The sequence below is a fragment of the Streptomyces sp. A18 genome, assembly GCF_059026065.1.
Map to the genome: position 1 here is coordinate 327043 of NZ_JBWLKL010000005.1, position 24125 is coordinate 351167.

26 protein-coding genes and 2 pseudogenes are annotated in these 24125 nt (G+C 71.6%); 8 read left to right on the forward strand and 20 right to left on the reverse strand.

Annotation, left to right across the window (positions count from 1 at the left end; all coding sequences use genetic code 11):
* Positions 1-3: 3 nt before the first annotated feature.
* The 3 genes and pseudogenes from AC5P1C_RS11515 to AC5P1C_RS11525 all read right to left on the reverse strand — a co-directional run bounded on the left by AC5P1C_RS11515 (position 4) and on the right by AC5P1C_RS11525 (position 3346).
* Positions 4-1485, reverse strand: a complete 1482-nt coding sequence (locus AC5P1C_RS11515) for a hypothetical protein (protein WP_493865643.1) — start codon at positions 1483-1485, stop codon at positions 4-6.
* 147 nt (positions 1486-1632) lie between these two features.
* Positions 1633-2337 (reverse strand): annotated as a pseudogene (locus AC5P1C_RS11520) (dioxygenase family protein); the annotation flags it as partial.
* Positions 2338-2383: 46 nt separating this feature from the next.
* A complete protein-coding gene (locus AC5P1C_RS11525; protein ID WP_493865644.1) occupies positions 2384-3346 on the reverse strand; it encodes a helix-turn-helix transcriptional regulator in 963 nt (320 codons plus the stop codon).
* Between the two features lie 176 nt (positions 3347-3522).
* On the opposite strand from AC5P1C_RS11525, the gene AC5P1C_RS11530 reads away from it, so the two are divergent.
* Together AC5P1C_RS11530 and AC5P1C_RS11535 are read left to right on the forward strand one after the other, a co-directional pair.
* On the forward strand, positions 3523-4281 hold the full coding sequence (locus tag AC5P1C_RS11530; protein ID WP_493865645.1) for a PP2C family protein-serine/threonine phosphatase: 759 nt from the start codon (positions 3523-3525) through the stop codon (positions 4279-4281).
* Positions 4282-4347: 66 nt separating this feature from the next.
* On the forward strand, positions 4348-4968 hold the full coding sequence (locus AC5P1C_RS11535) for an L-threonylcarbamoyladenylate synthase (RefSeq protein WP_493865646.1): 621 nt from the start codon (positions 4348-4350) through the stop codon (positions 4966-4968).
* 9 nt (positions 4969-4977) lie between these two features.
* On the opposite strand, the gene AC5P1C_RS11540 is transcribed toward AC5P1C_RS11535, so the two are convergent.
* The 7 genes from AC5P1C_RS11540 to AC5P1C_RS11570 form a co-directional block, all read right to left on the reverse strand.
* A complete protein-coding gene (locus AC5P1C_RS11540) occupies positions 4978-5637 on the reverse strand; it encodes an alpha-ketoglutarate-dependent dioxygenase AlkB family protein (RefSeq protein WP_493865647.1) in 660 nt (219 codons plus the stop codon).
* Positions 5625-6197 carry an ABC transporter substrate-binding protein gene (locus tag AC5P1C_RS11545; protein WP_493865648.1) on the reverse strand — a complete coding sequence of 191 codons (573 nt, stop codon included), beginning with the start codon at positions 6195-6197 and terminating at the stop codon, positions 5625-5627. Before AC5P1C_RS11545 ends, AC5P1C_RS11540 begins: the two co-directional genes overlap by 13 nt.
* Positions 6194-6496 carry an Ada metal-binding domain-containing protein gene (locus AC5P1C_RS11550; RefSeq protein WP_493865649.1) on the reverse strand — a complete coding sequence of 101 codons (303 nt, stop codon included), beginning with the start codon at positions 6494-6496 and terminating at the stop codon, positions 6194-6196. Before AC5P1C_RS11550 ends, AC5P1C_RS11545 begins: the two co-directional genes overlap by 4 nt.
* Positions 6493-7227: a 2OG-Fe(II) oxygenase gene (locus tag AC5P1C_RS11555; protein WP_493865650.1), complete on the reverse strand. Its 735-nt coding sequence runs from the start codon at positions 7225-7227 to the stop codon at positions 6493-6495. The genes AC5P1C_RS11550 and AC5P1C_RS11555 overlap by 4 nt, the downstream gene beginning before the upstream one ends.
* 28 nt (positions 7228-7255) lie before the next feature.
* Positions 7256-7759: a methylated-DNA--[protein]-cysteine S-methyltransferase gene (locus AC5P1C_RS11560; RefSeq protein WP_493865651.1), complete on the reverse strand. Its 504-nt coding sequence runs from the start codon at positions 7757-7759 to the stop codon at positions 7256-7258.
* A gap of 48 nt (positions 7760-7807) precedes the next feature.
* On the reverse strand, positions 7808-8770 hold the full coding sequence (locus AC5P1C_RS11565; RefSeq protein WP_493865652.1) for a DMT family transporter: 963 nt from the start codon (positions 8768-8770) through the stop codon (positions 7808-7810).
* A gap of 181 nt (positions 8771-8951) precedes the next feature.
* Complete coding sequence (locus AC5P1C_RS11570; protein WP_493865653.1) at positions 8952-9839, reverse strand: EamA family transporter; 888 nt, start codon at positions 9837-9839, stop codon at positions 8952-8954.
* Positions 9840-9942: 103 nt separating this feature from the next.
* Between AC5P1C_RS11570 and AC5P1C_RS11575 the strand changes: the two genes are divergently transcribed.
* Entirely contained in the window at positions 9943-10794 is an 852-nt protein-coding gene (locus AC5P1C_RS11575) for a LysR family transcriptional regulator (RefSeq protein ID WP_493865654.1), read from the forward strand.
* Between the two features lie 125 nt (positions 10795-10919).
* A complete protein-coding gene (locus tag AC5P1C_RS11580) occupies positions 10920-11705 on the forward strand; it encodes an SAM-dependent methyltransferase (protein ID WP_493865655.1) in 786 nt (261 codons plus the stop codon).
* 50 nt (positions 11706-11755) lie between these two features.
* Here AC5P1C_RS11580 and AC5P1C_RS11585 read toward each other — a convergent pair whose 3' ends face one another.
* Complete coding sequence (locus AC5P1C_RS11585) at positions 11756-12163, reverse strand: winged helix-turn-helix transcriptional regulator (RefSeq protein ID WP_493865656.1); 408 nt, start codon at positions 12161-12163, stop codon at positions 11756-11758.
* Positions 12164-12264: 101 nt separating this feature from the next.
* On the opposite strand from AC5P1C_RS11585, the gene AC5P1C_RS11590 reads away from it, so the two are divergent.
* Positions 12265-13176 (forward strand): alpha/beta fold hydrolase, encoded by a 912-nt coding sequence (locus AC5P1C_RS11590; protein ID WP_493865657.1) that lies wholly within the window; start codon positions 12265-12267, stop codon positions 13174-13176.
* Here the strand turns inward: AC5P1C_RS11590 and AC5P1C_RS11595 are convergent.
* Both AC5P1C_RS11595 and AC5P1C_RS11600 read right to left on the reverse strand, forming a co-directional pair.
* Positions 13173-14310 (reverse strand): annotated as a pseudogene (locus AC5P1C_RS11595) (FAD-dependent oxidoreductase). The gene AC5P1C_RS11590 and the pseudogene AC5P1C_RS11595 sit on opposite strands and share 4 nt — an antisense overlap.
* Before the next feature lie 60 nt (positions 14311-14370).
* Complete coding sequence (locus tag AC5P1C_RS11600) at positions 14371-15075, reverse strand: TetR/AcrR family transcriptional regulator (RefSeq protein WP_493865658.1); 705 nt, start codon at positions 15073-15075, stop codon at positions 14371-14373.
* Between the two features lie 243 nt (positions 15076-15318).
* On the opposite strand from AC5P1C_RS11600, the gene AC5P1C_RS11605 reads away from it, so the two are divergent.
* The 3 genes from AC5P1C_RS11605 to AC5P1C_RS11615 all read left to right on the forward strand — a co-directional run bounded on the left by AC5P1C_RS11605 (position 15319) and on the right by AC5P1C_RS11615 (position 17596).
* Positions 15319-15735, forward strand: coding sequence for an ATP-binding protein (locus AC5P1C_RS11605; RefSeq protein WP_493865659.1), 417 nt, complete (start codon positions 15319-15321; stop codon positions 15733-15735).
* Between the two features lie 118 nt (positions 15736-15853).
* Positions 15854-16210 carry a DUF779 domain-containing protein gene (locus AC5P1C_RS11610; protein ID WP_493865660.1) on the forward strand — a complete coding sequence of 119 codons (357 nt, stop codon included), beginning with the start codon at positions 15854-15856 and terminating at the stop codon, positions 16208-16210.
* A gap of 201 nt (positions 16211-16411) precedes the next feature.
* A complete protein-coding gene (locus tag AC5P1C_RS11615; protein WP_493865661.1) occupies positions 16412-17596 on the forward strand; it encodes a phosphodiester glycosidase family protein in 1185 nt (394 codons plus the stop codon).
* A gap of 1 nt (position 17597) precedes the next feature.
* On the opposite strand, the gene AC5P1C_RS11620 is transcribed toward AC5P1C_RS11615, so the two are convergent.
* The 7 genes from AC5P1C_RS11620 to AC5P1C_RS11650 all read right to left on the reverse strand — a co-directional run bounded on the left by AC5P1C_RS11620 (position 17598) and on the right by AC5P1C_RS11650 (position 24119).
* On the reverse strand, positions 17598-19178 hold the full coding sequence (locus AC5P1C_RS11620; protein WP_493865662.1) for a hypothetical protein: 1581 nt from the start codon (positions 19176-19178) through the stop codon (positions 17598-17600).
* A 70-nt stretch (positions 19179-19248) separates the two neighbouring features.
* Entirely contained in the window at positions 19249-19443 is a 195-nt protein-coding gene (locus AC5P1C_RS11625; RefSeq protein ID WP_160503040.1) for a hypothetical protein, read from the reverse strand.
* 134 nt (positions 19444-19577) lie between these two features.
* Entirely contained in the window at positions 19578-20435 is an 858-nt protein-coding gene (locus AC5P1C_RS11630; RefSeq protein WP_493865663.1) for a phosphatidylinositol-specific phospholipase C/glycerophosphodiester phosphodiesterase family protein, read from the reverse strand.
* A gap of 149 nt (positions 20436-20584) precedes the next feature.
* Positions 20585-21304 carry an ABC transporter ATP-binding protein gene (locus tag AC5P1C_RS11635; RefSeq protein WP_493865664.1) on the reverse strand — a complete coding sequence of 240 codons (720 nt, stop codon included), beginning with the start codon at positions 21302-21304 and terminating at the stop codon, positions 20585-20587.
* Positions 21297-22211 carry an ABC transporter ATP-binding protein gene (locus AC5P1C_RS11640; RefSeq protein WP_493865714.1) on the reverse strand — a complete coding sequence of 305 codons (915 nt, stop codon included), beginning with the start codon at positions 22209-22211 and terminating at the stop codon, positions 21297-21299. Before AC5P1C_RS11640 ends, AC5P1C_RS11635 begins: the two co-directional genes overlap by 8 nt.
* A gap of 71 nt (positions 22212-22282) precedes the next feature.
* A complete protein-coding gene (locus AC5P1C_RS11645; RefSeq protein ID WP_493865665.1) occupies positions 22283-23161 on the reverse strand; it encodes an ABC transporter permease in 879 nt (292 codons plus the stop codon).
* Positions 23154-24119, reverse strand: a complete 966-nt coding sequence (locus tag AC5P1C_RS11650) for an ABC transporter permease (RefSeq protein WP_493865715.1) — start codon at positions 24117-24119, stop codon at positions 23154-23156. Before AC5P1C_RS11650 ends, AC5P1C_RS11645 begins: the two co-directional genes overlap by 8 nt.
* Between the last annotated feature and the right edge of the window lie 6 nt (positions 24120-24125).

Below are 24125 nucleotides of genomic sequence, written 5' to 3' on the forward strand. Positions count from 1 at the left end.
CTCCTAGCGCAGAGCGCTGCCGAAGAGCGCCGCGACGTCCGGCGCCGCCACGTCCTTGGGGCCGAAGGCCACGGAGTTCGTGGCGGTCGGGCCGGTGGAGGTGCCGCGCAGCGACCACAGCGCACCCGCCTTCGCGTTCTCCAGGGCGGAGGACGCCGCGAGGTCGCCGTGGCCGTCACCGGTGACGTCGAGCAGGGCCACGGCCGCGCCGAACCGGTCGTCCTCCTCGGCGACTCCGGGGACGCCCGCGGTGTCCTGGTGGAAGGCCTGGGCGCCGGTGCCGGTCACGCCGTTCGCGCTGCCGTGCACGAGGACGACGGCGCCCGCGTCGGCGACCGTGCGGACGTCCTCGCCGATGACGCCGAGCGCGATGTCGGCGTACCCGTCGCCCGTCACGTCGCCGACGGAGACGGAGCTGCCGAAGCCGTCACCGTCCTCCTCGGCACCGGGGACGCCGGGCAGGTCCTGGTCGAACTTCTGGACGTCGCCCTTGATCCCGCTCGCCGAGCCGTAGCCCACCACGGCCTTGGTCTCGTCGTTGCCGTTGCCCACCACCAGGTCGTCGAAGTGGTCGCCGTTGATGTCGCCGACGCCCAGGGCCCCGCGGCTGCCCGGTGCGGCGCCGCGCGTGAAGCCGGTGGGGCTGCCGTACAGGATGGCGTTGGCCCACACGCCGTCGCCTTCGTAGTCGTTGACAGCGATGTCGGCGCGGCCGTCACCATTGAGGTCGCCGACGGCCTGCGGGCCCACCGGGCCCTTCACGGACCGGGGCCCGTCGACGCAGGTCTCGGGCTTCTCGCCGCAGGCGGGGTCGGGGCGCTGGTCGCTGTCGTAGCTCCACCACTCCGACTTGTCCATGAAGTCGAGGGTGGCGGCCGGAGTGCCGGTGCGCGCGATGGGCCCCTTCCACAGGCGGGCCTGCTGGCTGACCGGGTCGTCGCCGTACGACCCCGCCCCGGAGAACAGGGCGAGGTCGGTCGTGCCGTCACCGTCGAAGTCACCGGCCTGGGGCGAGAATCCGAAGGTGTCGATCTTGGTGCCGCCGGTCGGGCCGGAGTCGGAACCCCACAGGATCACCGCACCGCCGCCGGTGATCGTGTCGCCGGAGCCGATGACCAGGTCCGTGTGGCCGTCGTGGTCCACGTCGCCCTTGGTGAACGTCTTGCCGAACTGCTGCTTGGCGGTGGCCGCACCGGGCACACCGCTCGTGGAGCGGCTGATGATCTTCTTCTTGGCAGGGTCGAGACCGTCCTTGGAGCCGTACGTCACCACCACGTACCCGGCCTTGGCCTTGCCGGAGACGGTGCCGCCCGGGGCGCCGACGACGAGGTCGGCGTATCCGTCGCCGTTCAAGTCGTCGGTCGCCTTCGCGGCCGCCTGGGCGCTGCCCTGCCCGAGGGCCAGGGCCGAGAGGCCGCCGCCCACGAGCAGGGAGGCTGCGATCAGGGGCAGGGTGCGACGGGCTGAGCGATGGGCGCGCGACATACGAGGTCCCTTGGTTCAGTGGCCAGTTGGACGGCCGCCCTGCGGTGTTCACCGCTGGTTCATACCGGCCGATCACTTGACTCTCCACGGTCACCAAAGGTTGTACGGCGCCCCTTGTCCCCTTCCTCGGTTACGGGGTCAGGAGGGCTGCGGCACGTTCAGGACGAAGTCGAAGTCCGCCTCCTTCGCGTTTCCGACGGTGCGTACGTTCATGAGCAGCCGGGCGTCGAAGATCGGGTCCGTGTCGTTGCGCGGCTCACCGGGGAAGTACAGCTGGGTCGTCAGGACCGGGTGTCCGGGGGCCTGCACCTTGACGTGCAGGTGCCGGGTGCGGCCCGGGTAGAGGCCGGGCACGATCGTGGTGAGCCTGAACGCGCCGCCCGCGTCGGTGAATTGGTGCCCCCGGAAGCGGAATCCCGTGTTGTCGTACGTCCCGTAGGTGTCGGCCTGCCAGAAGTCCATCAGGACCCGGGGTATCGGTTTGCAGGCTCGTCCGAAGACGTAGCCGGTGACGGTGAGCCGTACGCCCGGCGTCCCGGGCTGGAGGAGCGAGGTGCGCCGGGGCGAGTTGGGTTTGAAGTAGGGCCCCTCCATCTGCGGGGGTGTCGGGTCGTCGCCGTCGTCGCAGGCCGGGGTCGCCTCGGGTGCCACACCTCGCTCGCCCGCGGTCCGGGCCAGCGCCGGGACCCCCATGAGGGCCACGGGCAGGGAGATGCCCACCGCGGCGGCCGCTCGCAGGACGGTCTTGCGGCTGGGGCCGCCGCCCCGGTGCGCCTCCGGGGGACTCGACTCGCCTCCATGTCCGCCGTCGTCGCGTATGCCGTCTCCGGTCGTGCCGGTCTCGCGCTCCATCGCTCCTCCTGAGGGGGGTGAGGTGGGTTCCGGATCGGCTCCGAAGCTATGCGGAGGGCCGGGCGCGGGCGATGGACTCAAGCCGGTGGTCGTGGTGAATATCGCCGTCGCCGCGCCGGAAGTCCCCGGGGCTGGCGCCGGTCTCGCGGCGGAAGAAGCGACAGAAGTAGGCCGGGTCCCCGAAGCCGACCCGGCCCGCTATCTGACGGACCGACAACTCCGTACGCAGCAGGAGCCGTTTGGCCTCGTGCACCCGGGCCTGCCGGATCAGTTCGCCGGGCGTGCGGCCGGTGGAGGCCTTCACCGCCTCGCTGAGGTAGCTCACGGAGACTCCAAGCTGCTGCGCGCACGCGCGCACGGACCGCAGGGCTCCCTCCGGGGTGCCGAGCAGGGTCAGGAACCGTGCGGCGACCGAGCCGGGCCGCGAGCGCGGCGCGGGCGGGGCCGCCGCCGCGTCCTGTGCGGGCAGCCGCGCCGCCCGCACCACCAGGACGTGCAGCAGGGCCCGCAGCACGCTCTGGAATCCATCGGCGCCCGCCCGGTACTCGCCGTCCATCTCGGCGACCAGGCGTGCGGTCCGCTCGGCCGCCTCGCCCGGCAGTTCGAGCCAGGAGCGCCGACCGAGCCCCCGCAGGGCGTGGCGGTCCGCGGGGTGGTCCAGGAGGAAGTCGTCGGTGAAGAGAATGACCCGCCCCTCCAGGCCGGTGACGTTCTCCCAGTGGTGGACCTGGCCGGGGGCGATGAAGCACAGGTTCGGCGGCCGCAGCGCGAAGCGGTTCAGGTCGACGACATGGCGGCCGGTGCCTCCGGTGACGTGAACGATCTCGTGGAAGGTGTGCCGGTGCGGGAACGACGCGCGTGACATCGGCCCGATGGTGTCGAAGGTGCCGATGGCGAAGGGCAGCGCGTTGGGCATGGGCACTTCCAGGCGATGCGTCGGCAGTTCCTGTCCGCCCTCACCCGGTAATCCGCTGTTGCCCTCGCCGGGCAGGACCGTCGTGCCGCGCATGCGTGAGCCCCTCACCACGACCGAATGCTGGTCCGGACCAGCCGAGCCCTCACCATGGCACGCGCGGTCACCCGCGGGCAGGGGGCGGCCACGGTCCGCCACTGAGCCGAGGGCGGCTCCCGGCGTGACAATGGTGGTGCGGAGCACGCCTGCCGTTGCGGAGAGGCGGGACAGGGATGCCCTACATAACAGTCACCGCGCTGAGCCACCCCGGACTCGTACGCGATCACAACGAGGACAGTCTGGCCGTCGGACCGTGGACGCTGTGCGGGACCATGACCGAGAACCCGCAGACCCTGGGGTTCCCGCTCGGCAACCCCCTCGTCGTCGCGGTCGCCGACGGCATCGGCGGCCAGCCGGGCGGCGAGGTGGCCAGTGGCCTCGTCGCGCGGCAGCTGGCGTCCGTCGGGCCGTCGCTGGCCAGCGAGCAGGCCGTTCGTGACGCGCTCAACGCCTGCAATCACGCCGTGTACGCGGCCGCCGAGCGCGACCCGGAGCTCACCACGATGGGGACCACGGTCGCCGGTGTCGTGGTCCTCGGGAAGGAACTGCTCGTCTTCAACGTCGGTGACAGCAAAGTGCTCGACGTGAGCCGCGGCGGCGCGGGCGGGACGCTGCGCCAGGTGAGCGTCGACGACAGCCCGCCGCTCGCCCCGGGCCGGCGCACCACGTCGGTCGTCACGCAGGCGCTCGGCGGCGCGCTCCGGTTCAGCGCGGTCACGCCGCACGTCAGCACGTCGCCGCTGCTCGGGGGTGAACGCTTCTTGGTGTGCACCGACGGCCTGACCGACCCCGTGCCCGAGGACACCCTCGACGACATCCTCGCGGCCCACGACGCCGGCCGTGCGGTCTTCGAACTGTGGAGGGCGGCCATCGAGGCCGGCGGCCCCGACAACATCACGCTCGCGCTGATCACCGTCGTCGACGACGACTAGCCCGCAGGGGCGGCTGTGCCCGGTGAGAAGCCGGGGTCCGCCGACGCGATCACGTACGCTCGGCGGATGGCGAAGTATTTTGACGTGCACCCCGACAACCCCCAGCCGCGCAGCATCAGCACCGTGGCCGACAGCATCCGTTCCGGGGCGCTCGTCGCGTATCCGACGGACTCCTGTTTCGCGCTGGGATGCCAGCTGGGCAACCGCGACGGACTCGACAGGATCCGGAAGATCCGGAACCTCGACGATCGCCACCACTTCACCTTGGTGTGCGAGAACTTCGCGCAGCTGGGTCAGTTCGTGCACATCGACAACGACGTGTTCCGTGCGATCAAGGCCGCGACGCCGGGCAGCTACACCTTCATCCTCCCCGCGACGAAGGAGGTGCCGCGCCAGCTCCTGCACCCGAAGAAGAAGACCGTCGGAGTCCGCATCCCCGACCACGTCGTCACGCAGGCCCTGCTCACCGAGCTCGGTGAGCCGCTGCTCTCCAGCACGCTGCTCCTGCCCGACGAGGAGGAGCCGCTGACGCAGGGCTGGGAGATCAAGGAGCGCCTCGACCACGTGGTGGACGCGGTGGTCGACTCGGGCGACTGCGGCACGAGCCCGACCACGGTCATCGACTTCTCCGGCGGCGAGGCCGAGATCGTGCGCCGCGGGGCGGGCGACACCTCGCGGTTCGAGTAGCCGCCGGGGTCACCCGGTGAGGCCGGTGACCCGCATCGTGATGTTCAGGCGGCCCGAGGCCAGGCCGGTGGCGGGGTTCGCGGTGCCCTCGTGGACCTTGGGCACGCCGTGGAAGATGTAGCGCGAGGGGCCGCCGAAGACGAACAGGTCACCGGAGGCCAGTTCGATGTCGGTGTAGGGCTTGGTGCGGGTCTCGGTGTTGCCCACGCGGAAGACGCAGGTGTCGCCGATGGACAGCGAGACCACGGGGTCCGGCGACCGCTCGTCCTTGTCCTGGTGCATGCCCATCTTGGCCTGCCCGTCATAGAAGTTGATCAGCGCCGTGTCGGGCGTGTAGTCGGCCGCGGCCGACGCGTCGCCGTACGCCGCCGTCAGCGCCCGGCGGCCAAGATCGACCATCCAGTCCGGGAACGCGGCGACCCGCCGGCCGTTCACGTCTCCGGCGGTGCGGGTGTACCGGTACGGCTGCCAGTGCCAGCCGACGCACACCGTCTGCACGGACATGACCCCGCCGCGCGGCAGTTCGGTGTGGCGGATCGGCACCGGCCCGGTGGCCCAGGCGCGGCACGCCGTGACGAGTTCGCGCTGCTGCTCCGGCGTGAGCCACTGCGGCACGTGTACCGCGCCGGGAGCGATCTCCGTGGTGGGACGGGGGATCAGGGCGCCCATGAGGTCACCTCCGTGGGCGGGTGGGTGGTGACCCAGCGGTGGCGTACGTCCCAGGTGGCGCCGTCGGCGGTGACTCCGCGCAGGCCGTGGAGGACGTCGTCCCCCGCGAGTGCGGCGACACGGGAGTCCTGCAGCGATGCGAAGGCGTAGGTGCGGGCCGGGTCCCAGTCGGTGGAGTGGCGCAGGCGGCGGGCCAACTGGGCGAGCCCGAGCGGCGCCGCGGCCATCACCCAGGCGTCCGGGAGCTCCGCGGTGAGCCGCTGCGCGGGGCGCAGCCAGGACGCGGCGGTCTCGGGCCAGCTCACCGTGGTGAGGATCGTGCCGCCGCGGGCGGTCCAGGCGGCGGCGAAGGCTTGGGCGGCGGCTCGGGAGGCCGGGTCGCGGCTGTGGCCGATGGTGACGGTCTCGATCCGTGCTTTCGGACGCGTCAACAGGCTGATGAGGGCGGTGAGTTCGTCCTCGGTGTGCGGGGCGGGCGCGGGCAGGTCCGCGTGGGCGGCGAGCTCGGCGGCGCCGATCAGGGGCGAGCGGGAGGACTCCCGCTCCTTCAGGATGCTCATGGTGTGCCGGTGCTTTCTGGGTCTGCTTTCCAGCGAGCGTACTGAGCGGGCAGGCAGACCGCACAGGGACGGTATCCGGCCGCGATCGCGGTGGCCTCGTCAGGGAAGAACACCCGGTGGGTGGCGTAGCGGCCGCGGGCGAGGGCCCGCAGCGCGGACGGGCAGTCGAGGCGGCCGTACAGCCGTCCACGACGGTGGCCGCCCAGAGTGCCCGGCGTGCCGCTGCGGTACGGCGCTCCGTCCGGGCCGCACAGCGTGTACGTACGCGGGTCCGGGCGCCCGGCCGGGGCGGCGCTCACGTCGCGTCGTGGAAGACCAGACCGAGGGTTCGCCGCCGTCCGGAGCGGACGGTGCTCACACCGTGCCGCATCGGCCCGGTCGACCAGCCACGCTTGGAGGCCACGGGCCGGTCACGGGTCGTGAAGACCAGCCCGTGGCCCTGCGGCAGAGTGGTGGACGATCCGCGCGACTGGGCGCGGGGGCGCTGCTCGGTCATGATGAACTCGCCGCCGGTGAAGTCGGTTCCCGGGACGTCGAGACCGATCACGACCTGGAGCGGGAAGAGCATCTCTCCGAAGACGTCTCGGTGCAGGGCGTTCCAGTCGCCGGGCCCGTAACGGAGCAGGATCTGCGCGGACTTGGCCTGCCCGGCCGCGTGGCACATCTCCACCCACTCCCCCAGGCTGTCGGGCCAGGGGGCGGGCTTCCCGAGCTTCGCGGCCCAGTCGCGGGCCACGGGCAACAGCCGGGGATAGAGAGCCTCGCGCAACTCCCTTACGACATCCGGGAGTTCGTGGGTGAAGTAGCGGTACTGGCCGGATCCGAAGCGGTATCGGGCCATGTCGATGGTAGCGCGGAAGCGGTCGTTGTCGTCGTACAGGGCGGCGACGTCGCGGCAGACGTCGGGGGTCAGGAGCTGACCGGTGAGGGCGTGGCCGTGCTCGTCGAGCTCGGCGGTCAGGGCGTCCCAGTCCCCGGAGGCGACGCGTTCGCCGACGCGGGTGTCCGCCGCATGAGTGGTGTCGGTCATGGCGAGGGGTCCTTCGTGGTCGTGCGGGTCAGATGAGGGCGGGTTGCAGGGCGCCCTCGTGGGTGAGGAGTCGCACCTTGCGCTCGACGCCGCCCGCGTATCCGCGCATGGAGCCGTCCGCGCCGATCACGCGGTGACACGGGCGTACCAGCAGCAGCGGGTTCGCGCCGATCGCGGCCCCCAGGGCCTGGATCCGCCCGCGCTCCACGCCGATGCGACCGGCGAGTTCGCCGTAGGTCGTCGTGGTGCCGTACGGGATGTCCTTTAGGGCGCTCCAGACACGCTGCTGGAATTCCGTGCCGCTCGGGGTGAACTCGACGTCGAACGCGGCGAGTTGGCCGGCGAAGTAGGCGTCGAGCTGACGGGCGATCTCCGCGAAACGGCTGGGGTCGCGGTCCCAACCTCTGTGTACGGCGGGGGCGTTCTTCTGTCCGGGCATGGACAGCGACGTCAGCGTGACGCCGTTCTGCGTCGGCTCTCCCACCAGCAGCAGGTCGCCGAGCGGGCTGGTGACGGTCGTGTGCACGGTCATCGTGACCTCCCTCTTTCCTGTCTCTGATTACCTCTCCTTGCTTCCCTTCTACGTCCAACTGTGAGGTGTCGCGCTCGCGTGCGCTGGCGGGATTCGGTCATGGCCTTCAACGTCCACCGGATCCGGATTCCGCTTCCGCCGGCGCGTCATGCCCACCCCGACGAGTACGACCGCCATCCCCGCTGCCACCCGGAAACTGAAGGCCTCGTCAAGCACGAGGGCACCCAGCGCCACGGAGACCACCGGCAGCAGATACCCGACGGTCGCCGCGTTGGTCGCGCCCTCGTCCGCGATGATCCGGTAGGTCAGGTGGAAGGTGATGCCGGTGGCGAAGATCCCCAGGATGACCACGGCGATCAGGGCCGTGTGATCGACGTGGATCGTCTCCAGGCCGCCGACCGGCAGGGCCAGCGCCGTCAGGCCCGTCGCCGCCATGAGCTGGGCCGCGGAGAGGGACAGGGTGGGCATGCCCTTTCCGACGAGGTGATGCCCCATGTACGCGAACCCGACGGCGTAGCTCGCCGCCGCTCCCACGATCGCGAGGGCACCCCAACTCGTCAGCCCTGACTGCTGCCACGGGGCGAAGATCAGCGACGTGCCCGCGAAACCGAGCAGGAGTCCGGCGAGGCGGACGGGGCGCAGCCCGCGCTCCGTGCCGATGGCGAGGCCGATCAGGACCGACCACAACGGGGTCGTCGCGTTCAGCGCGCCCGCCACCCCGGAGTCGACGGTCTGCTGGCCGACGCTGAAGAGGCCGAACGGCAGGGCGTTGCAGAAGAAGGCGGCGACGAAGATGTGCTTCCACGTCGCGAGGCCGCCGGGCAGACGGTTGCGCGTACCGAAGAGCAGGACCGTCAGGGTGGCCGCGCCGAGTGCGCAGCGCAGGAGGGTGACCTGCACGGGAGACAGGCCCTCCAGGGCCAGTTTGATCCAGAGGAAGGTCGATCCCCACAGGAGGGCGAGTACGCCCACCCTTGCCGCTGCCCAGGTTCTTCCGGGGACGCCGTTCACGGATGCTCTCCTCGCTCAGGCCGATGTCTTCGGGCCGATGCCTTCGGGCCGATGCCTGTGAACGATGCCGTCACCGACCTGAAAGGACAAGCAAACAGTTTTGAACTTTCCTTAAGCTCAGCTACATCCGCAGCGCCACCTCGGGAATCACGCGGGAATCGGCTCAGGAATCACCTCAGGGTCACCTCCTCAGAACGCTGACCCCGTTCGCCGTCACGATCGCCGCGATGGCAAGCCACTCCACCCAGCCCAGGGTCTGCCCCAGGACGACCATGCCCACCAGCGCCGCGAGGACCGGGTTGACGCTCATGAAGATCCCGAAGAAGCGGGCGTCGACCCGGCGCAGCGCGAGCAGGTCGGCGAGGAACGGAACCGCGGAGGAGAGGATGCCCGCGGTGGCCGCGCAGGCCAGAGCGGTTGCCGTCGGCGGGTGGTGGACCAGCACCGCGATGCCGACCGGCAGATAGAGGAACCCGGAGATGCCCGCGGCGGCGGCCGACCCCTCGATGCCAGGAAGGCGGGCTCCGACCGTGCGGTTGAGCAGGATGTACGAGGCCCAGCAGGCCGCGGCGAGCAGGCCGAGCGCGATGCCGACGTAGTCCGTGCTGGGTTGCGGGCGGGCCAGGGCGACCACCGCGGCCCCCGCCACGACCGCGCAACCGAGGTCCACCGCACGGCGGGACGCGGCGAGCGCGACCGCCAGCGGGCCGAGGAACTCCAGGGTCACCGCGAGGCCGAGGCCCACCCGGTCGATCGCGGTGTAGAGGGAGAGGTTCATGGTGGCGAAGACCGCCGCCAGGCACAGCAGCGGCCACCACTGGCGCCAGGTGAAGGCCCGCACCTTGGGCCTGCCCACCGCGAGGAGCACGGCTCCGGCGACCCATTGCCGCACGGCCACGACACCGGCAGGACCGATGACGCCGAACGCCAAGGCGCCCGTTGCCGCGCCGACTTGGTTGGACAGGCCGCTGCCGACCATCATCGCCATGCCCGGCAGACGACCCCGTGGACTCTCCGCCGGGCCCCCCGGGGTCACGACGGTCGGGGCTTCGCTCTGGGACGTTCGCATGCACCGCAGAATGCGCCACCCACGCGCATACGAAAAATGCATGCGAGGGTTCATCTATACGCTCTGGTTATCCATCCGCTCCGATTGTCCTTACGCTGTGGTCATGGATCTGGAACTGCGGCATCTGCGCTGTCTGGTCGCCATCGTCGACACGGGCGGCTTCACCGATGCCGCCGCCGAATTGGGTGTCTCCCAAGCGGCGGTCTCGCGCACCCTCGCCGGGCTCGAGGAAGTGCTCGGCGTCCGCCTCCTGCACCGCACCAGCCGGAGCATCACGCCCACGACCGCGGGAGTGCAGGTGCTCGCACGGGCCAGGCATCTGCTCGCGGAGGCCGATGACCTCATCCGCGAGGCGACCACCGGACACACGCGGCTGCGCATCGGCCACGCCTGGTCGGCGATGGGCCGCCACACGGCGGAGTTCCAGCGCCGCTGGGCCGCGGGACATCCCGACGTCGAGCTGTACTTGATCCGCACGAACTCCGCGACCGGCGGCCTCGCCGAGGGCCTGTGCGACCTCTCCGTCGTCCGCACCACCTTCGACGAGTCCCGTTTCGCCGGCGCCGTCGTCGGTCACGAGCGCCGCTTCTGCGCCTTGGCGAGCGACGACCCGTGGGCCAGACGGCGCTCCGTCCCGCTGGCCGAGATAAGGGAGCGGACGCTCCTCATCGACCGGCGCACCGGCACCACCACCGCCGAGTTGTGGCCCGAAGAGGCCCGCCCCCCGGTGGAGTACACCCAGGACATCGACGACTGGCTGGCCATCATCGCGTCGGGTCGCTGCGTCGGCCTCACCCCGGAGAGCACTGCCAACCAGTACCGCCGCGACGGCATCGTCTTCCGCCCGCTGCGCGACGCGGATCCCATCGCCGTCCACCTCGTCTGGCGCCGCCACGACCCGCACCCGATGACGCACGCCGCGGTCGCACTCCTGACCGATCTCTACCGGTCGTGACGGTGCGACCGCAGCCCGCTGTCCGCCCCCGACCTGCGTCGTTCGATTCCTCAACACCCCATGCCCGAGCTGATGTTGCTGTGACAGACTGCGGCGACCAGCGTCTCGCAGCAACGGAGTACGTCATGACCGCAGGTGCGCCCAAGCCGACGATCGACACCAGCCACCCGCATCCCGCGCGCGTGTACGACTGGCTGCTCGGCGGCAAGGACAACTACCCCGTCGACGAGGCCGTGGGCGAGAAGCTGCCGCCCGAGGCTAAGGACGCCGCACGGCAGAACCGCGCGTTCATGAACCGCGCGACCGCCTGGCTCGCCACCCAGGGCGTGGACCAGTTCCTCGACATCGGCACCGGCATCCCCACCGCGCCGAACCTGCACCAGATCGTCCAGGAGATCGTGCCGTCGGCGCGGGTCGTCTACACCGACAACGACCCCATCGTGCTGCGCCACGCGGAGGCCCTGCTGGTCAGCCGCCCCGAGGGAATGACCGACTACATCCAGGCGGACGTCCGCGCTCCGCGGGAGATCCTCGACCACGCCCGCGGCCTGCTCGACTTCGAGCGCCCGATCGCACTCTCCCTCATCGCGCTCATGCACTTCCTGCCCGACGACCAGGACCCGTACGGCATCGTGGAGACGCTGGTCGGCGCCCTGCCGTCCGGCAGCCACCTGGTGCTCTCGCACGCCTCGTCCGACATCTTCCCGGAGCTGTCCGCGCAGGTCACCGCGGAGTACGCCAAGGGCGGCATCCAGCTCGGCTTCCGCACCGGCAGCGAGGTCAGCCGGTTCTTCGACGGGCTCGACCTCGTCGAGCCGGGCCTGGTGACGGCCCCGGAGTGGTTCAAGGACACCGCGCGCCCGGACGCCGAGGGCAGCGGGATCTACGCGGCGGTGGCCCGCATCCCCTAGTCGTCGTCACCGCCTGGTTGTCGTCAGCCGTCGTCAGCCGTCGTCACCGACTAGTCGCCGTCGAAGCCTTCGGCTGCCGCCGCGCTGCGTTCATTGGCACGGTCGACCTCCGCCATGTGCTCCTCGGCCCACGCCCTGACCGCGGCGAGCGGTCCCTCCAGGGACAGGCCCAGGGTGGTCAGCCGGTAGTGCACGCGCGGCGGCACCGTCGGCTCCACCCGGCGGGCGACCAGGCCGTCACGCGCCATGCCCTGCAAGGTCGTCGACAGCATCTTCTGCGAGACGCCCGGCATACGACGACGCAGCTCGGCGAAGCGGACCTCGTCCGGCTCGGCTTCCGCGAGGACCTTGACCGCCATGGACGTCCACTTCGTACCGATGCGGTCGAGGAGGCGGCGGGTCGGGCAGTCGGGGGCGAAGAGATCACCGCGCTGCCCCACATCGGGAGGGGTAGTCACCTCGGGCTCACCACCTGTCGGGAAAGTGCGTTCTTGGCAGGGCAGCAGGGGTTACCTAGCCTCATGTGGTCACCAATGGTAACCACATCGGAGCGATCACCATGCGTCTTCCCCCAGTCGAAGCGGAAGCCGGACCACGAGCCGAAGCCGAGCCCGCCGCCCCCGGCATCTCCCTGCGGCAGATCACCGCCAACGGCATCACGTCCCACGTGGCGATCGCGGGCACAGGACCCGCGGTCCTGCTGCTCCACGGCTTCCCCCACACCCGGCAGCTCTGGGGCGAGGTCATGCCCCGGCTCGCCCTGCGGCACCGCGTCATCGCCCCGGACCTGCGCGGCCTCGGCGCCACGCGGGCGGACGGCGGCTACGACGCGGACAACCTCGCCACCGACGCCGAAGCGCTCCTCGACGCGCTCGGGGAGCGGAGCGCGGCAGTCGTCGGCATCGACGTGGGGACGCCGCCCGCCTTCCTGCTCGCCCTGCGACGGCCCGACCTCGTACGCAGGCTCGTCGTCATGGAGGCGCTCCTGGGGCCCCTGCCTGGCGCGGAGGACTTCCTCGCCGGGGGCGCTCCGTGGTGGTTCGGTTTCCACGCGGTTCCGGACCTCGCCGAGCGCGTCCTGGCCGGGCACGAGGCCGAGTACATCGACTGGTTCCTGGACGCCGGCACGCACGGCCGCGGTGTACCGGACCGCATCCGGGACGCCTTCCACGGCGCCTACGGCGGGCCCGGCGCCCTGCGCCGCGCGTTCTCCCACTACCGGGCCATGCCCACCAGCGGGCGGCAGATCCAGGACGCCGCCGCGCACGCCCGGCTCACCATGCCGACGATGACGATCGGCTCCCACCCCGTGGGAGCGGCCCTCGAACGGCAGGTACGTCCCCTCGCCGACGACCTGACCGGCCACCTCATCGAGGACTGCGGTCACATCATCCCGCTGGACCGCCCCGAGGCCCTGCTCGACCTGATCGGCCCCTTCCTCGCCGCCGATCTCCTCGGCGGGGGCGACTAGTTGCCGGCGAACATGTCGAGCAGGCCCTGCGGCGCGTCGTCCCGGAAGCAGCGGACGAGGCTGTCGGCGGACTCGGCGGCGGCGTTCTCGCTGCGCGGGAACAGCGCCGCTTCGTAGGCAGCGAGCGCCCTCTCGGTGGCGCCGGGATGCGCGGCGACGGCGGTGGCGAGCTCGGCCCCGTCGAGCATGGCGAGGTTGGCGCCCTCCCCCGCGAAGGGGGACATGAGGTGGGCCGCGTCTCCGAGCAGCGTGACGCCCGGGACACGGTCCCAGCGGTGACCGATCGGCAGGGCGTGGATCCGGCGGGGGATCAAGGCGCCGTCCGCGTCGGCGATCAGCGCCTGCAGGCTCTTGTCCCAGCCGGCGAAATGCTCCAGTACGGCGGCCTTGGCGAGGCCGGTCCGGCCGGGTGCGAAGTCGATGGTGGAGATCCAGTCCTCCGGTGCCTCGAGCGCGGTGTAGACGTGCAGGCTGCCGTCGGGCTCGCGGTGGGCGAGGAAACCCTTGCCCTTGCCGAGCGCGAAGAACATGCCGCCGCCCACGACCGCGGCACTGCCTGGGTGGCGGGTGTCGGCGTCGAGGAGGTCCGCCTCGACGAAGGAGAGGCCGGAGTAGACGGGAGAAGCGTCCGAGACCAGGGGGCGGATCCGGGACCAGGCTCCGTCGGCGCCGATCAGCAGGTCGGTGGTGAAGGTGGAGCCGTCGGCGAGGCTCACCTCGTGGCGACCGCCACCGAGCGGACGCGCCCCGGTGACCTTCGAGCCCCAGCGCACGGCACCGTCGGGCAGCGACCCGAGCAACAGGTCGCGCAACTGGCCGCGTTCGACCTCGGGTCGGCCGCCGTCACCGTCGTCCGCCTCCTCCATGCGGACCACGGCGTCCTGGTCGAGGACGCGCATGGCCTCGCCTCCGGGGTGGACGAGCGCGCGGAACTCCTCGTACAGATCGGCGGCGCGCAGGGCGGCCTGGCCGGACTCCTCATGGATGTCGAGCATGCCGCCCTGGCCCACGGGCGGCAGGTGAGGCCTCCAGGTCGTACAGGGCGGCGGCGATGCCGTTGACGTGCAGGACTCGGGCGAGGGTGAGCCCGCCGAGGCCCGCGCCGATGATGGCGATGGGGTGGTGTGTGGTCATGGCGGTGCTCCTTGGCGTGCTGGTGGGGGATGTCGGCTCTGTGTTCTCGGGGGGGGCGCGTCAGCCCTCGGCTGCGGGGCCGTCGGCCGGGAGTGGCGTGTGCAGGATGCCGTTGATCAACGTGCGGAAGCCCCAGGAGAGGCGGGCCTCCGGCTGACCGGACAGAAGCTCGGTGGCGAGCCCGGCGACGTGCGGATACGTCTGCTCGGGGGCGTCCCGCAGGGCTCCGGAGAGCGCGTCCCACTCGTCCTGGGCGCCGTCGGCCCGCTCGCCCGGTGCGTGCTCGGCGGCGGTCGCGGTGGCGTGCTGCAACAGCAGGTCGATACCCCAGGCCGCCTGCGCGGGCGGGACCCCACCCTCGTCGAGCAGGGCGAGCAGCGTCTCGATGAGCCGCAGGTAGTGCTCGCCGCTGGGCCGGGCCACCAGCGCGGCCTTGGCGAGACCGCGGTGGCGGAAGAGCACGGAGGTGTACGAGGTGAGCACCTTCTCCAGGCGCTCACGCCAGTCGCCCTCGTCCGGCGGCGCATCGACCGCGCCGAGGAGCTCGTCCAGGACCGCCGCGTGCAGCTCGGCGGTGTTGCGGACGTAGACGTACAGCGATGCGGGCCCGGTGTCGAGCTCCTGGGCGAGCCGGCGCATGGTCACCTTCCCCAGGCCTTCGGCGCGCATGATCTCCACCGCGGCGGCCACGATCCCGGCGCGTGTCAGGGCCGGTTTCGCCGGGCGCTCGCGGCGGCCGCGCGGGGCGTCGGAATGAGATGTCATACGACCAGCATAACGAACATGTTCGTTACGAGCACGTTCGACACGAACACGTTCGTCTCTCCCCCTGCCGTCTCGGCAAGCTCCCGCGACGCGCGGCGATCGCTTGGCAGAAGTCTGGTTGGCGATCAGCAGGGGCGGGCATCACCGTGGGACAGGATCGGCCGCGCAAGACATGCCGTGGCCCCGGTGAGCGGATGTCTTCGCGAGCAAGCCGGTTGTCCCAGGGGAGGGAAGTGAGTTGCCATGCGTGCGCACACGCGCGCCCATCGGCACGTCGCCCGGGTTGAGTACGCACTGCCGCAGGAGGCCGCATCGGCCGGACGGGCGCGGAGGCTGACCTCCGCGTTCCTCACCAGGCCCCGTAGGAACCTGACGGAGGTGGACGCCGAGCGCGTGGACGATGCCACGCTGATCGTGTCCGAACTCGTCACCAACGCCACGCAGCACGGCCACAGCTCCTGCCGCCTGCGCCTGGAGGTCTCCGACGACCACGTGACGGTCGAGGTCCACGACGCGAGCCCCGTCGGCCCGCGCGAGCTCAAGCCGAGCGCCGAACGGGAGAGCGGACGCGGCCTCGCGATGGTGCGTCACCTAGCGGCACGTCTCGAGGTCGTCGGCAGCGGCCGACGCGGCAAGGCCGTCCGGGCGGTGCTCGCCTGACGCACCGTGGGCCGGGGTCACCCCATCGGCTGCAACGCTGCAACGTCCTCGCAACCTTGCCCGGAGTTGACTGGGTCACCGCCACGACGGCGTCCCGGTGACCAAGGAGCGGCTGCCCATGACCGATACCCCGCGCGTGGAGCTGACCCCTGCCGCCGCCGATCTGGTGCGGCGGCTGCGGGAGGCCCACGGCCCTCTGATGTTCCATCAGTCCGGCGGCTGCTGCGACGGCAGCGCCCCCATGTGCTATCCGGAGGGCGAGTTCAAGACCGGCAACTCCGATGTGCGCCTGGCATCGCTTGACGTGGAAGGCGTGGCGGAACCGGTCGGCTTCTGGATGTCGACGAGTCAGTACGACGTGTGGAGCCACACCCGGCTGATCGTGGACATGGTCCCGGGCCGTGGCAGCGGCTTCTCCCTGGAAGCCCCGGAAGGCGTACGTTTCCTCATCCGTTCCCGATTGGTCGGCACCTAGCCACCGGCCAGGCACCCATCCGGCGCTGCCCCCTGGTGCACTTTCTGACTGGCCCTCAGACTGAGGCGGTCGGTCGGCCAGGGAGACTTCAGGGGGTCATGGGTGTCAACACGGCGTACACACGTCTTGGGACGGTTCAGAACGGCGAGAGCGGCGCTCTCGGTACTCACGGCATTCGGCACACTGGCCGGTGCGGCTCTGATGGGAGCGGCACCGGCCAGCGGCGTGCCGGCCAACGACGAGATGGCCCGGTCGCGGATCGCGCCGGGCGTGGAGTACTGGCAGTTCGACATCCCGGCCTCGCACGGCACGGCCCGCGCGCACGTGCTCGAGGTCGACCTCGACGATCCGCGCACGACTGTCGGACTGCTCTACCCGGGTGCGGTTGGTGCCCGCTCCGTCGTCTCCGCGCTCGCGGACGGAGCGGGGGCGGTCGGCGGGATCAACGGCGACTTCTTCAACATCTCCGAGACCCAGCATCCGGGTGTCGAGGCCACCGGCGCGCCGGTCGGCCCCGCGGTCGCACGCGGCCGTGCCCTCAAGGCGGCGGTGCCGAACGGTCAGCGCTTCGGGCCCGCGATGCCCCCGGGTGTGACCACCGAAGCCGTGCTCGGCGTGGGCACCGACCGCCGGGCCCGCATGGACAATCTCCGCCTGGACGGCGAAGTGCGCACCGGCAAGACCCGGCTGCCCCTCGGCGGGCTCAACCAATATGCCCTCCCCGTGGGTTCCGTCGGCGCGTTCACCAGCGACTGGGGCAGCACCTCGCGGGTGCGCTCCACCTGCGGCACCGACACGAGCCGCGGCGCCCCCTGCAGCACGGACACCCATGAGGTGATGGTGCGCCGCGGCCGCGTCGTGGAGAGCGCGGGCACGCCCGGCAGCGGACCGGTAGCCCACGGCACCACGGTCCTCGTCGGCCGCGAGGCGGGCGCACAGCAGTTGCGCAAGCTCTCCGTCGGCGACCGGGTGGACGTGAGCCACCGCCTGGTGGCGGCCGCGTCACGCACCCCGTTCCGCTTCGCGCTCGGCGGCTACCCCGTCCTGCGCGGCGGCGCCCCGCTGCCCGGCCTCGACTCCGTCACCTCGGCCGTCCGCACGGCCGCCGGGATCTCCGACAACGGCAAGCGCCTCCTGCTCATGTCCCTCGACGGCGGGCCCGAGTTCCGTACGGGGCTGACCATCGCCGAAGTCGCCGACACCCTGCGGGGGTTGGGCGCGCGGGACGGCTTCAGCCTGGACGGCGGCGGCTCCTCCACCCTGGTCTCGGCCGCCACCCTGGTCGCCAAGGCCCCGGGCGCCGATTCCGTCACCGTGCGCAATCACCCCAGCGGCGGAATGGAACGCCCGGTACCGAACGGGATCGGCGTGTTCTCCGGGAGCTGACTCACTCGGTGTCACGCACCGCCACCAGGCCGTTGAACACGCCCACGTACGCCGTGCCGTCCGGGCCCAGGGTCACCGGCGCCCAGTTGTTGTCGTACGCGACGCCCGTACCGGCGAGGCGCTTCCACTTGGTCTCGCCGGTGCGGAAGTCGACGGCCGTCAGGTACCAGGCATCGATGCCGAGGCTGTTCGGCTCCTTCGTGTAGAAGTACAACAGGCCGGAGGCGGTGGACAGTTTGGGCACGTTCGACGGGGCGCGGACGTCGCTCTCCCACACCGTGTCGCAGCCGCTGCCGTCCGCGCGGACGTCGATCCTGCTGACGCCGCCGACGACGCTGCGGCCGAAGGTGAGGGAGGTGATGTTCTCGTAGCCGTAGTTGTTCTCGACGACGAGGCTGTTGCCCCAGCTGATCAGCGAGTTGTCGGTGGTGGACGCGCCGGAGCGGAAGACGGGGACCTTGCAGACGAGGCGCTTGTCGTCGGCGACGTCGTCGCCTCTGCGGTAGACGAGGACGTTCATGCGGTCGTCGGCGTTGTCGGTGATCGCCACGTAGTCGTTCTCGCCCTGTCCGAAGAGGTCGGGCGTGGTGCCGGAACCCTGGTTCACCGAGCCGGGCTTGGTGCCCGTCCCCCGGTCGTAGGTCTGGCGCCAGACGGCCTTCGGGGTGCCGTCCTTGTCGGCACGGAAGCTGTAGAGGGCGTGGTCGGAGACGATCGACACGCCGTCCTCGGCAACGGAGAACGAGTTCTGGATCTCCTCGCCCCCGAGACGGATGGAGCGGATGTCGCCGGACCTGGGGTCGACGGTGCCGACGCGCCCCTGCCGGGTCACCCACCAGATGCGGCCCTCCCAGTCGGGCATCACGGAGGTGACCGGGTCACATTCGCCACTCGGGTAGAGATTTGACCAGGTCACGCAGTCGTGCGGGACGTGCGCCGTCAGATCCCAGTCCTTGTCGACGACGAACCGCCAGCTGCCGTCCGCGACCTGCTCGTGCGCGAGCCGGACGATGTGCTGCCGGGAGTCGGCCAGGACGAGTCGGTCCTCGTCGTCGAGATACGAGTAGGCGCCGCCCGAGGTGTCCTTGAAGATCTTAGAGAAGTCCAGGCGCGTGATGGCCTCGACGGTCGAGGGGCGCTGCGGCAGCTTGTACTCGGCGAGTGTCTCCATCGTGTCCGGGTCGAGCAGCTTGACCAGGAAGCCGGTGAACGTGCCGCAGACGGTGACGATGCGGCCGGCCTTGTCGAAGGTGACGGTGGCGCACTCACCGCCGATGGCGGCCATCTTCTCGCTGCTCACCTTCGGCTTCTTCCCCAGGGGCCCGTTCCAGGGGTAGGTGCCGCTGCCCGCCGCGTCCGCGTGCATCCCGCTGCGGCCGTTGGCGGCCAGGTACGGATGCTGGGGCGGCTGTTCGCCCGGCAGGGGGCGGGCGTCGGCGGGCTTGCCCGAGTACTGGTCGACGAGCCGGTGCCCTGGCGCCTTCGGTATGTCGTCCGCCTGTGCGGGATGCGCGAAGGACACCGCCGAGACCGTGAGAGCAGTCAGGGCGAGGGCACTGCTGAGGGTTCTGCGACGCGGCATGGGCCGAAGCTAGAGCCAGCGCCTTGAAGTGTCCATGGAAAGGTGACAGTTGTTCACGAACACGCAACGATCATGGCTGCAGGCCGCTGACGATGTCCGCTGCGGCCGTGACCCCGTTGTGAATGGTCGGCGCCATGCTCGAACTCGCCAGGTAGAAGCCGAGCAGCGCACAGACCAGCGCGTGCGAGAACTTCAGCGCGCCGTTGCGCAGAAAGACCACTGCCAGGATCACCAGCAGCAGCACGACAGAGACCGAAATGGCCATGGGGACAACCTCCTCCGCCACGTCAACACCGCGGCACTGGGCCGAGTGTGGCGCAGCGGAGGGACCGTCCGGGCGACCGGCATGTCCTCCGAACGGGTGTTATGTGCCAGGGGGTTGCTTCAGCCGGGCCGGGGCTACTGCCCGTGGGCGTCGAGGAACGCCTCGAGCCCCGCGAGGTCGTCCGTGTTCAAGTGATCGACGCCGGCGGCGAGGAGCTCGCCCCACACCGCGTCGCGCGCCGGACCCGCCAGGTCGGGTGTAGCCCAGAAGCGGACGCGCTGCCCGCGCTTGTGGGCGGCTCCGACGATGCCGCGCAGCTTGTCGCGCTCGGCGGCGGGGATCGCGCCGACGCCCTGCCAGCTGAAGTTGAGCGTCCAGTTGTCGCTGATCAGCGGGATGAGCGAGGCGGGCGCCGCGCTGCCCAGGTCGGCGAGGCGACCGTCATAGAAGGCGCGGCGCACGCGCTGGGCCTCCATGGGCGCACGGGCGGCCCGGTCGCCGGATATCACCGCTGTCACGGGGCCCCGGCGCACCTTGCCGTGGGAGTACGTGGTGAACAGGTGGCGGTAGCGGCGGAGGTGGCGGTCCAGTTCCAGGTACGTCGCGGCGCCCTCGGTCTTGATGTCGATCAGGAGCTGGAAGGGGGTGCGGTGGTAACCCCGGTACACGGAACCGTGGTTGGCGTGTACGCGGGCGGCCAGGGGGTCCAGGTAGAGCGATTCGAGGGTGCGGGCGGGGTCGAGGTCGATCGGGTCGTGGGCGACCAAAAGTTGGCCGTCAACGAGGTAGATGTCGGCCTCGACGCTGCCGAAGCGGTGGTCGAGGGCGTCGAACAGGGGCCGGGGGTGCTCGTAGTCGTTGTGCGCGTGGGCGCGGATGAGAGGGCGGGGCCGGTGCCCGCGTTCGCTCGCCTGGGCGTACGCGGGGACGGCGGCGGTGCCGGCGAGCGCGGCACCGATGGTCAGGGCTCTACGACGGGTGATGAGTGCCATGGAGGACTCCCGGAAAGGGCGAGGGGACGACGGGCGGGCCTCAGTGAGTATGCGGCCATGCTCGCGTCAAGAAACCCTTCCGGGAACGGAGTTGGCGCTATCGACGCCCCGCGTTAACTCCGGAAATCCCGGTGCTCCCGCACGGCACCTCAGGCCACCTCAAAGTCCACCTCGGCGACGGCCGACGGCTCCCTGTCGGCCGTCTGCGCGCCGCCCCCGACCAGCTCCTCCCAGTGGACGGTCCGCTCGCACCAGCGCTCCAGGAGCACCCGGTCGTGCCCGACCGCGAGCAGCCCGGCGCCGCTCGCCCGCCGGTACTCCTCCACGGCGTGCACGAGGGCCGCCGTCGTCGAGGCGTCCAGCATCGCCGTCATCTCGTCGCAGATCAGCCAGCGCGGGCGGAGCACCAGGGCGCGAGCCAGGCACGCGCGCTGCAACTGGCCGTCGCTGACCTCGTGCGGCCTGCGGCCGAGCAGGTCCTCGCCGAGGCCGACCGTGTCCGCCAACTCCCGTACCCGTTCGGTGGCTTCGGCTCCGCGGCCGGCCGCACGCAGCGGCTCGGCGATCAGGTTCGTGAGGGTCAGGCGCGGGTCGGCGGAGAGCCGGGGCTGCTGGAAGACGACGCCGAAGGCGGTGCGCTGGGCGCGGGGGGCGCGGTGCCGCCAGCCGCGGGCGGGCTCGCCGTCGATGACGACGCGGCCCGCGTCTGGTTTGTGGAGCAGGGCGGCGACGCGGGCCAGGGTCGACTTGCCACAGCCGCTGGGGCCGAGCAGGCCGACGGAGGTGCCGGGCGCGAGCGTGAGGTCCACGCCGCGCATGACGGGGGCGCGGCGGTCGTATCCGGCGGTGATGGAGTGGAGTTCAAGCACGGGGTGCCTCCAGCACGGGCGCCGCATGGGGGTGGTGGCAGGCGACACCGTCCGCGGGCCGCGGCACGGTGCCACAGGCCTCGTCCGCCGCGGGGCAGCGTGCGGCGAAGGCGCACCCCCGCGGCAGCGCGGACAGTTCGGGCGGCATGCCGGGGATCGGCGTGAACTCCCGTTCCGGCAGGGCGTTCAGGAGGCCGCGCGCATAGGGGTGCCGAGGTCCTGGTGTGCCGAAGAAGGCGTCGGCGTCGGCGAGTTCGACGATGCGGCTCGCGTACATCACGGCGACGCGGTCCGCGATGCGCTCGGCGGCGGCCAGATCGTGGGTGATCAGGAGGAGCGCCCGGTCGTCGCCCACGTGCCTGCGCAGCTCGTCCACCGTGCGGTCGACGAGTTCACGGTCGAGGCCCGTCGTCGGTTCGTCGGCCAGCAGCAGCGGCGCGTCGCCGATGAGCGCGAGCGCGGTGGCCGCCCGCTGGGCGAGGCCGCCGGAGAGCTCGTGCGGGTAGCGGTCCAGGTGCCCGGCGGGGAACGCGGCCCGCTCGGCGGCGGCCTCGGCGGCCTTGCGCAGCTGCGGGCGGCGCAGGCCGGACAGCTCCCGCAGGGTCTCCTCCAGCTGGGCGCGGACGGTGCGCACCGGCGTCAGGTGCGCGGCCGGGCTCTGCGGTACGAGACCGACGCGCCGTCCCCGCACCGTGCGGGACAGGGTGCGCTCGTCCGCGGTCAAGAGGTCCACGTCGCCGATGAGCGCGGACCCGGCGGTCTCCGCGTTCTGCGGAAGCAGCCCGAGCAGCGCCGAAGCGAGCACGGACTTGCCGCACCCGCTCTCGCCGACGAGGGCCAGGCACTCCCCCGCCGCCAGGTCGAAGTGGGCGTCGGTGACGGCGGAGACGAAGGTGTCGCCGCGCATGCGGAACCGTACGGAGAGACCGCGTACGGAAAGCACCGGGGACGAGAAGGACGGGGACGCAACGGGCTCGGTCACAGCATCAGCTCCGATCGGCGCCGGGGATTGATCCGTTCCCGCCAGGCGCCCGCGAGGCCCGCGATCGCCAGCGTGGGCACGATGATGAACAGGCCGGGGAAGAGCGTCGGCCACCAGTCCCCCGCCAGGAGCGAGCCGCGCGCGCTCTGCACGAGGGTGCCCAGGCTCGCCTGGTGGGTGGGCAGGCCGAGTCCGAGGAAGGACAGCGCGGACTCGTGCCAGATGGCGTGCGGCACCATCAGGACGGCGGCGAGTCCGGCCTGCGGGAGCACACCGGGCAGCAGATGGCGCACGATGACGCGCATCCGCGATGCGCCGCCGGAGATGGCGGCGTCGACGTACGGACGTGACCGCAGCGAGAGCACCTCGGCGCGCACGATGCGGGCGGTCGACAGCCAGTGCGTGAGCGCGACCGAGACGACCACCGGCCATACGCCGGGCCGGAACATCGCCACGATGAAAATGCCGAGCAGCAGGTGCGGCACGGACGAGAAGACATCCACGAGCCGCATCACGACCCGGTCCACCCAGCCGCCCGACGCGGCGGCCAGCGCGCCCACGGCCGTGCCGATGACGGTCGCGACGACGGCCGCCACCACACCCACAAGGAGTGAGACCCGCAGCCCGTAGACGCAGCGCAGGAGCAGGTCGCGTCCCACGTCGTCAGTGCCGAAGGGGTGGGCCCAGGACGGCGGTTGAAGCTTGGCCGCGAGGTCCACGGCCTGTTCGTCGAGGTTCACCAGCGGCGGTACGAGGAGCACGGCGAGCACGATGACGGCGACGATGACGGCGGAGGAGCGCACCCGCCACGCGCGCGTGGAGCGCGTCTTGGAGGCGTCGCCGCGGGAGGCACGCCAAGTGGTCGTCTCAGCCATCGAATCCCACCCTCGGGTCGGCGAGGCCGTACAGCAGGTCGGCGAGGAGGTTGCCCAGGAGCACGGCCGCCGTGGCAAGGACGGTGAGCGCGGCGAGCAGCGGGAAGTCCACGGCGGTCGCGGCCGACACGGTGGCCGCCGCGATGCCGGGCCAGCTGAAGACGGTCTCCACCAGGAGCGCCCCGGTGATCAGTTCGGGGACGCGCGAGCCGATCAGGGTGAGCACCGGCAGCATCCCCGAGCGCAGGGCGTGCCCCAGGAGCACGGTCCGCTCGGCGAGGCCACGCGCGCGTGCGCCCCGGACGGGGTCGTCACCGAGTGCGTCGCCGACTCCTTGGCGTACGTAGAGCACGAACCACGGGAGCTGCGAGATCGCCAGGACGGCGGCGGGCAGCACGAGATGGCTCGCGACCTGTCCGGCGGTCACGGCCGTGCTGGCGGTGTCCGTGAGCCCACCGGACGGCAGCACGCCGAGCTTCAGGGCGAACAGCCAGACGGCGAGCAGACCGATCCAGAACGGCGGCGCCGCTTCGAGCGTGTAAGCGAGCGACGTCACGGCGCGGTCGAGCCAGCCGCCGGGGCGACGCGCGGCGAGGACGCCGAGCGTGGTGCCGACGAGGATCGCGAGCAGGAACGCGGTGGCGGCGAGCAGCACGGACCAGCCGATGCGCTCGCCGATGACGTCGGCGACGGGCTGGCGCAGCGTGCTGGAGTCCCCGAGGTCGCCGGAGACGGCCGAGGTGAGCCACTCCCACCAGCGCTGCGTGAGCGGCTGGTCGACGCCGAGGTTGGCGCGCAGCTGGTCGAGGTTCTCCTGCGACGCGGTGAGCCCTGCCGTGCCCGCGTACGCCTTGACGGGGTCGAAGGGGGACGCGGCGGCGATCGCGAAGACGCCGAAGGTCACGGCGAGCAGGACGGGGACGGCGAACAGGGCCCGCCGTCCCGTCATGCGCGCCATCGGCCC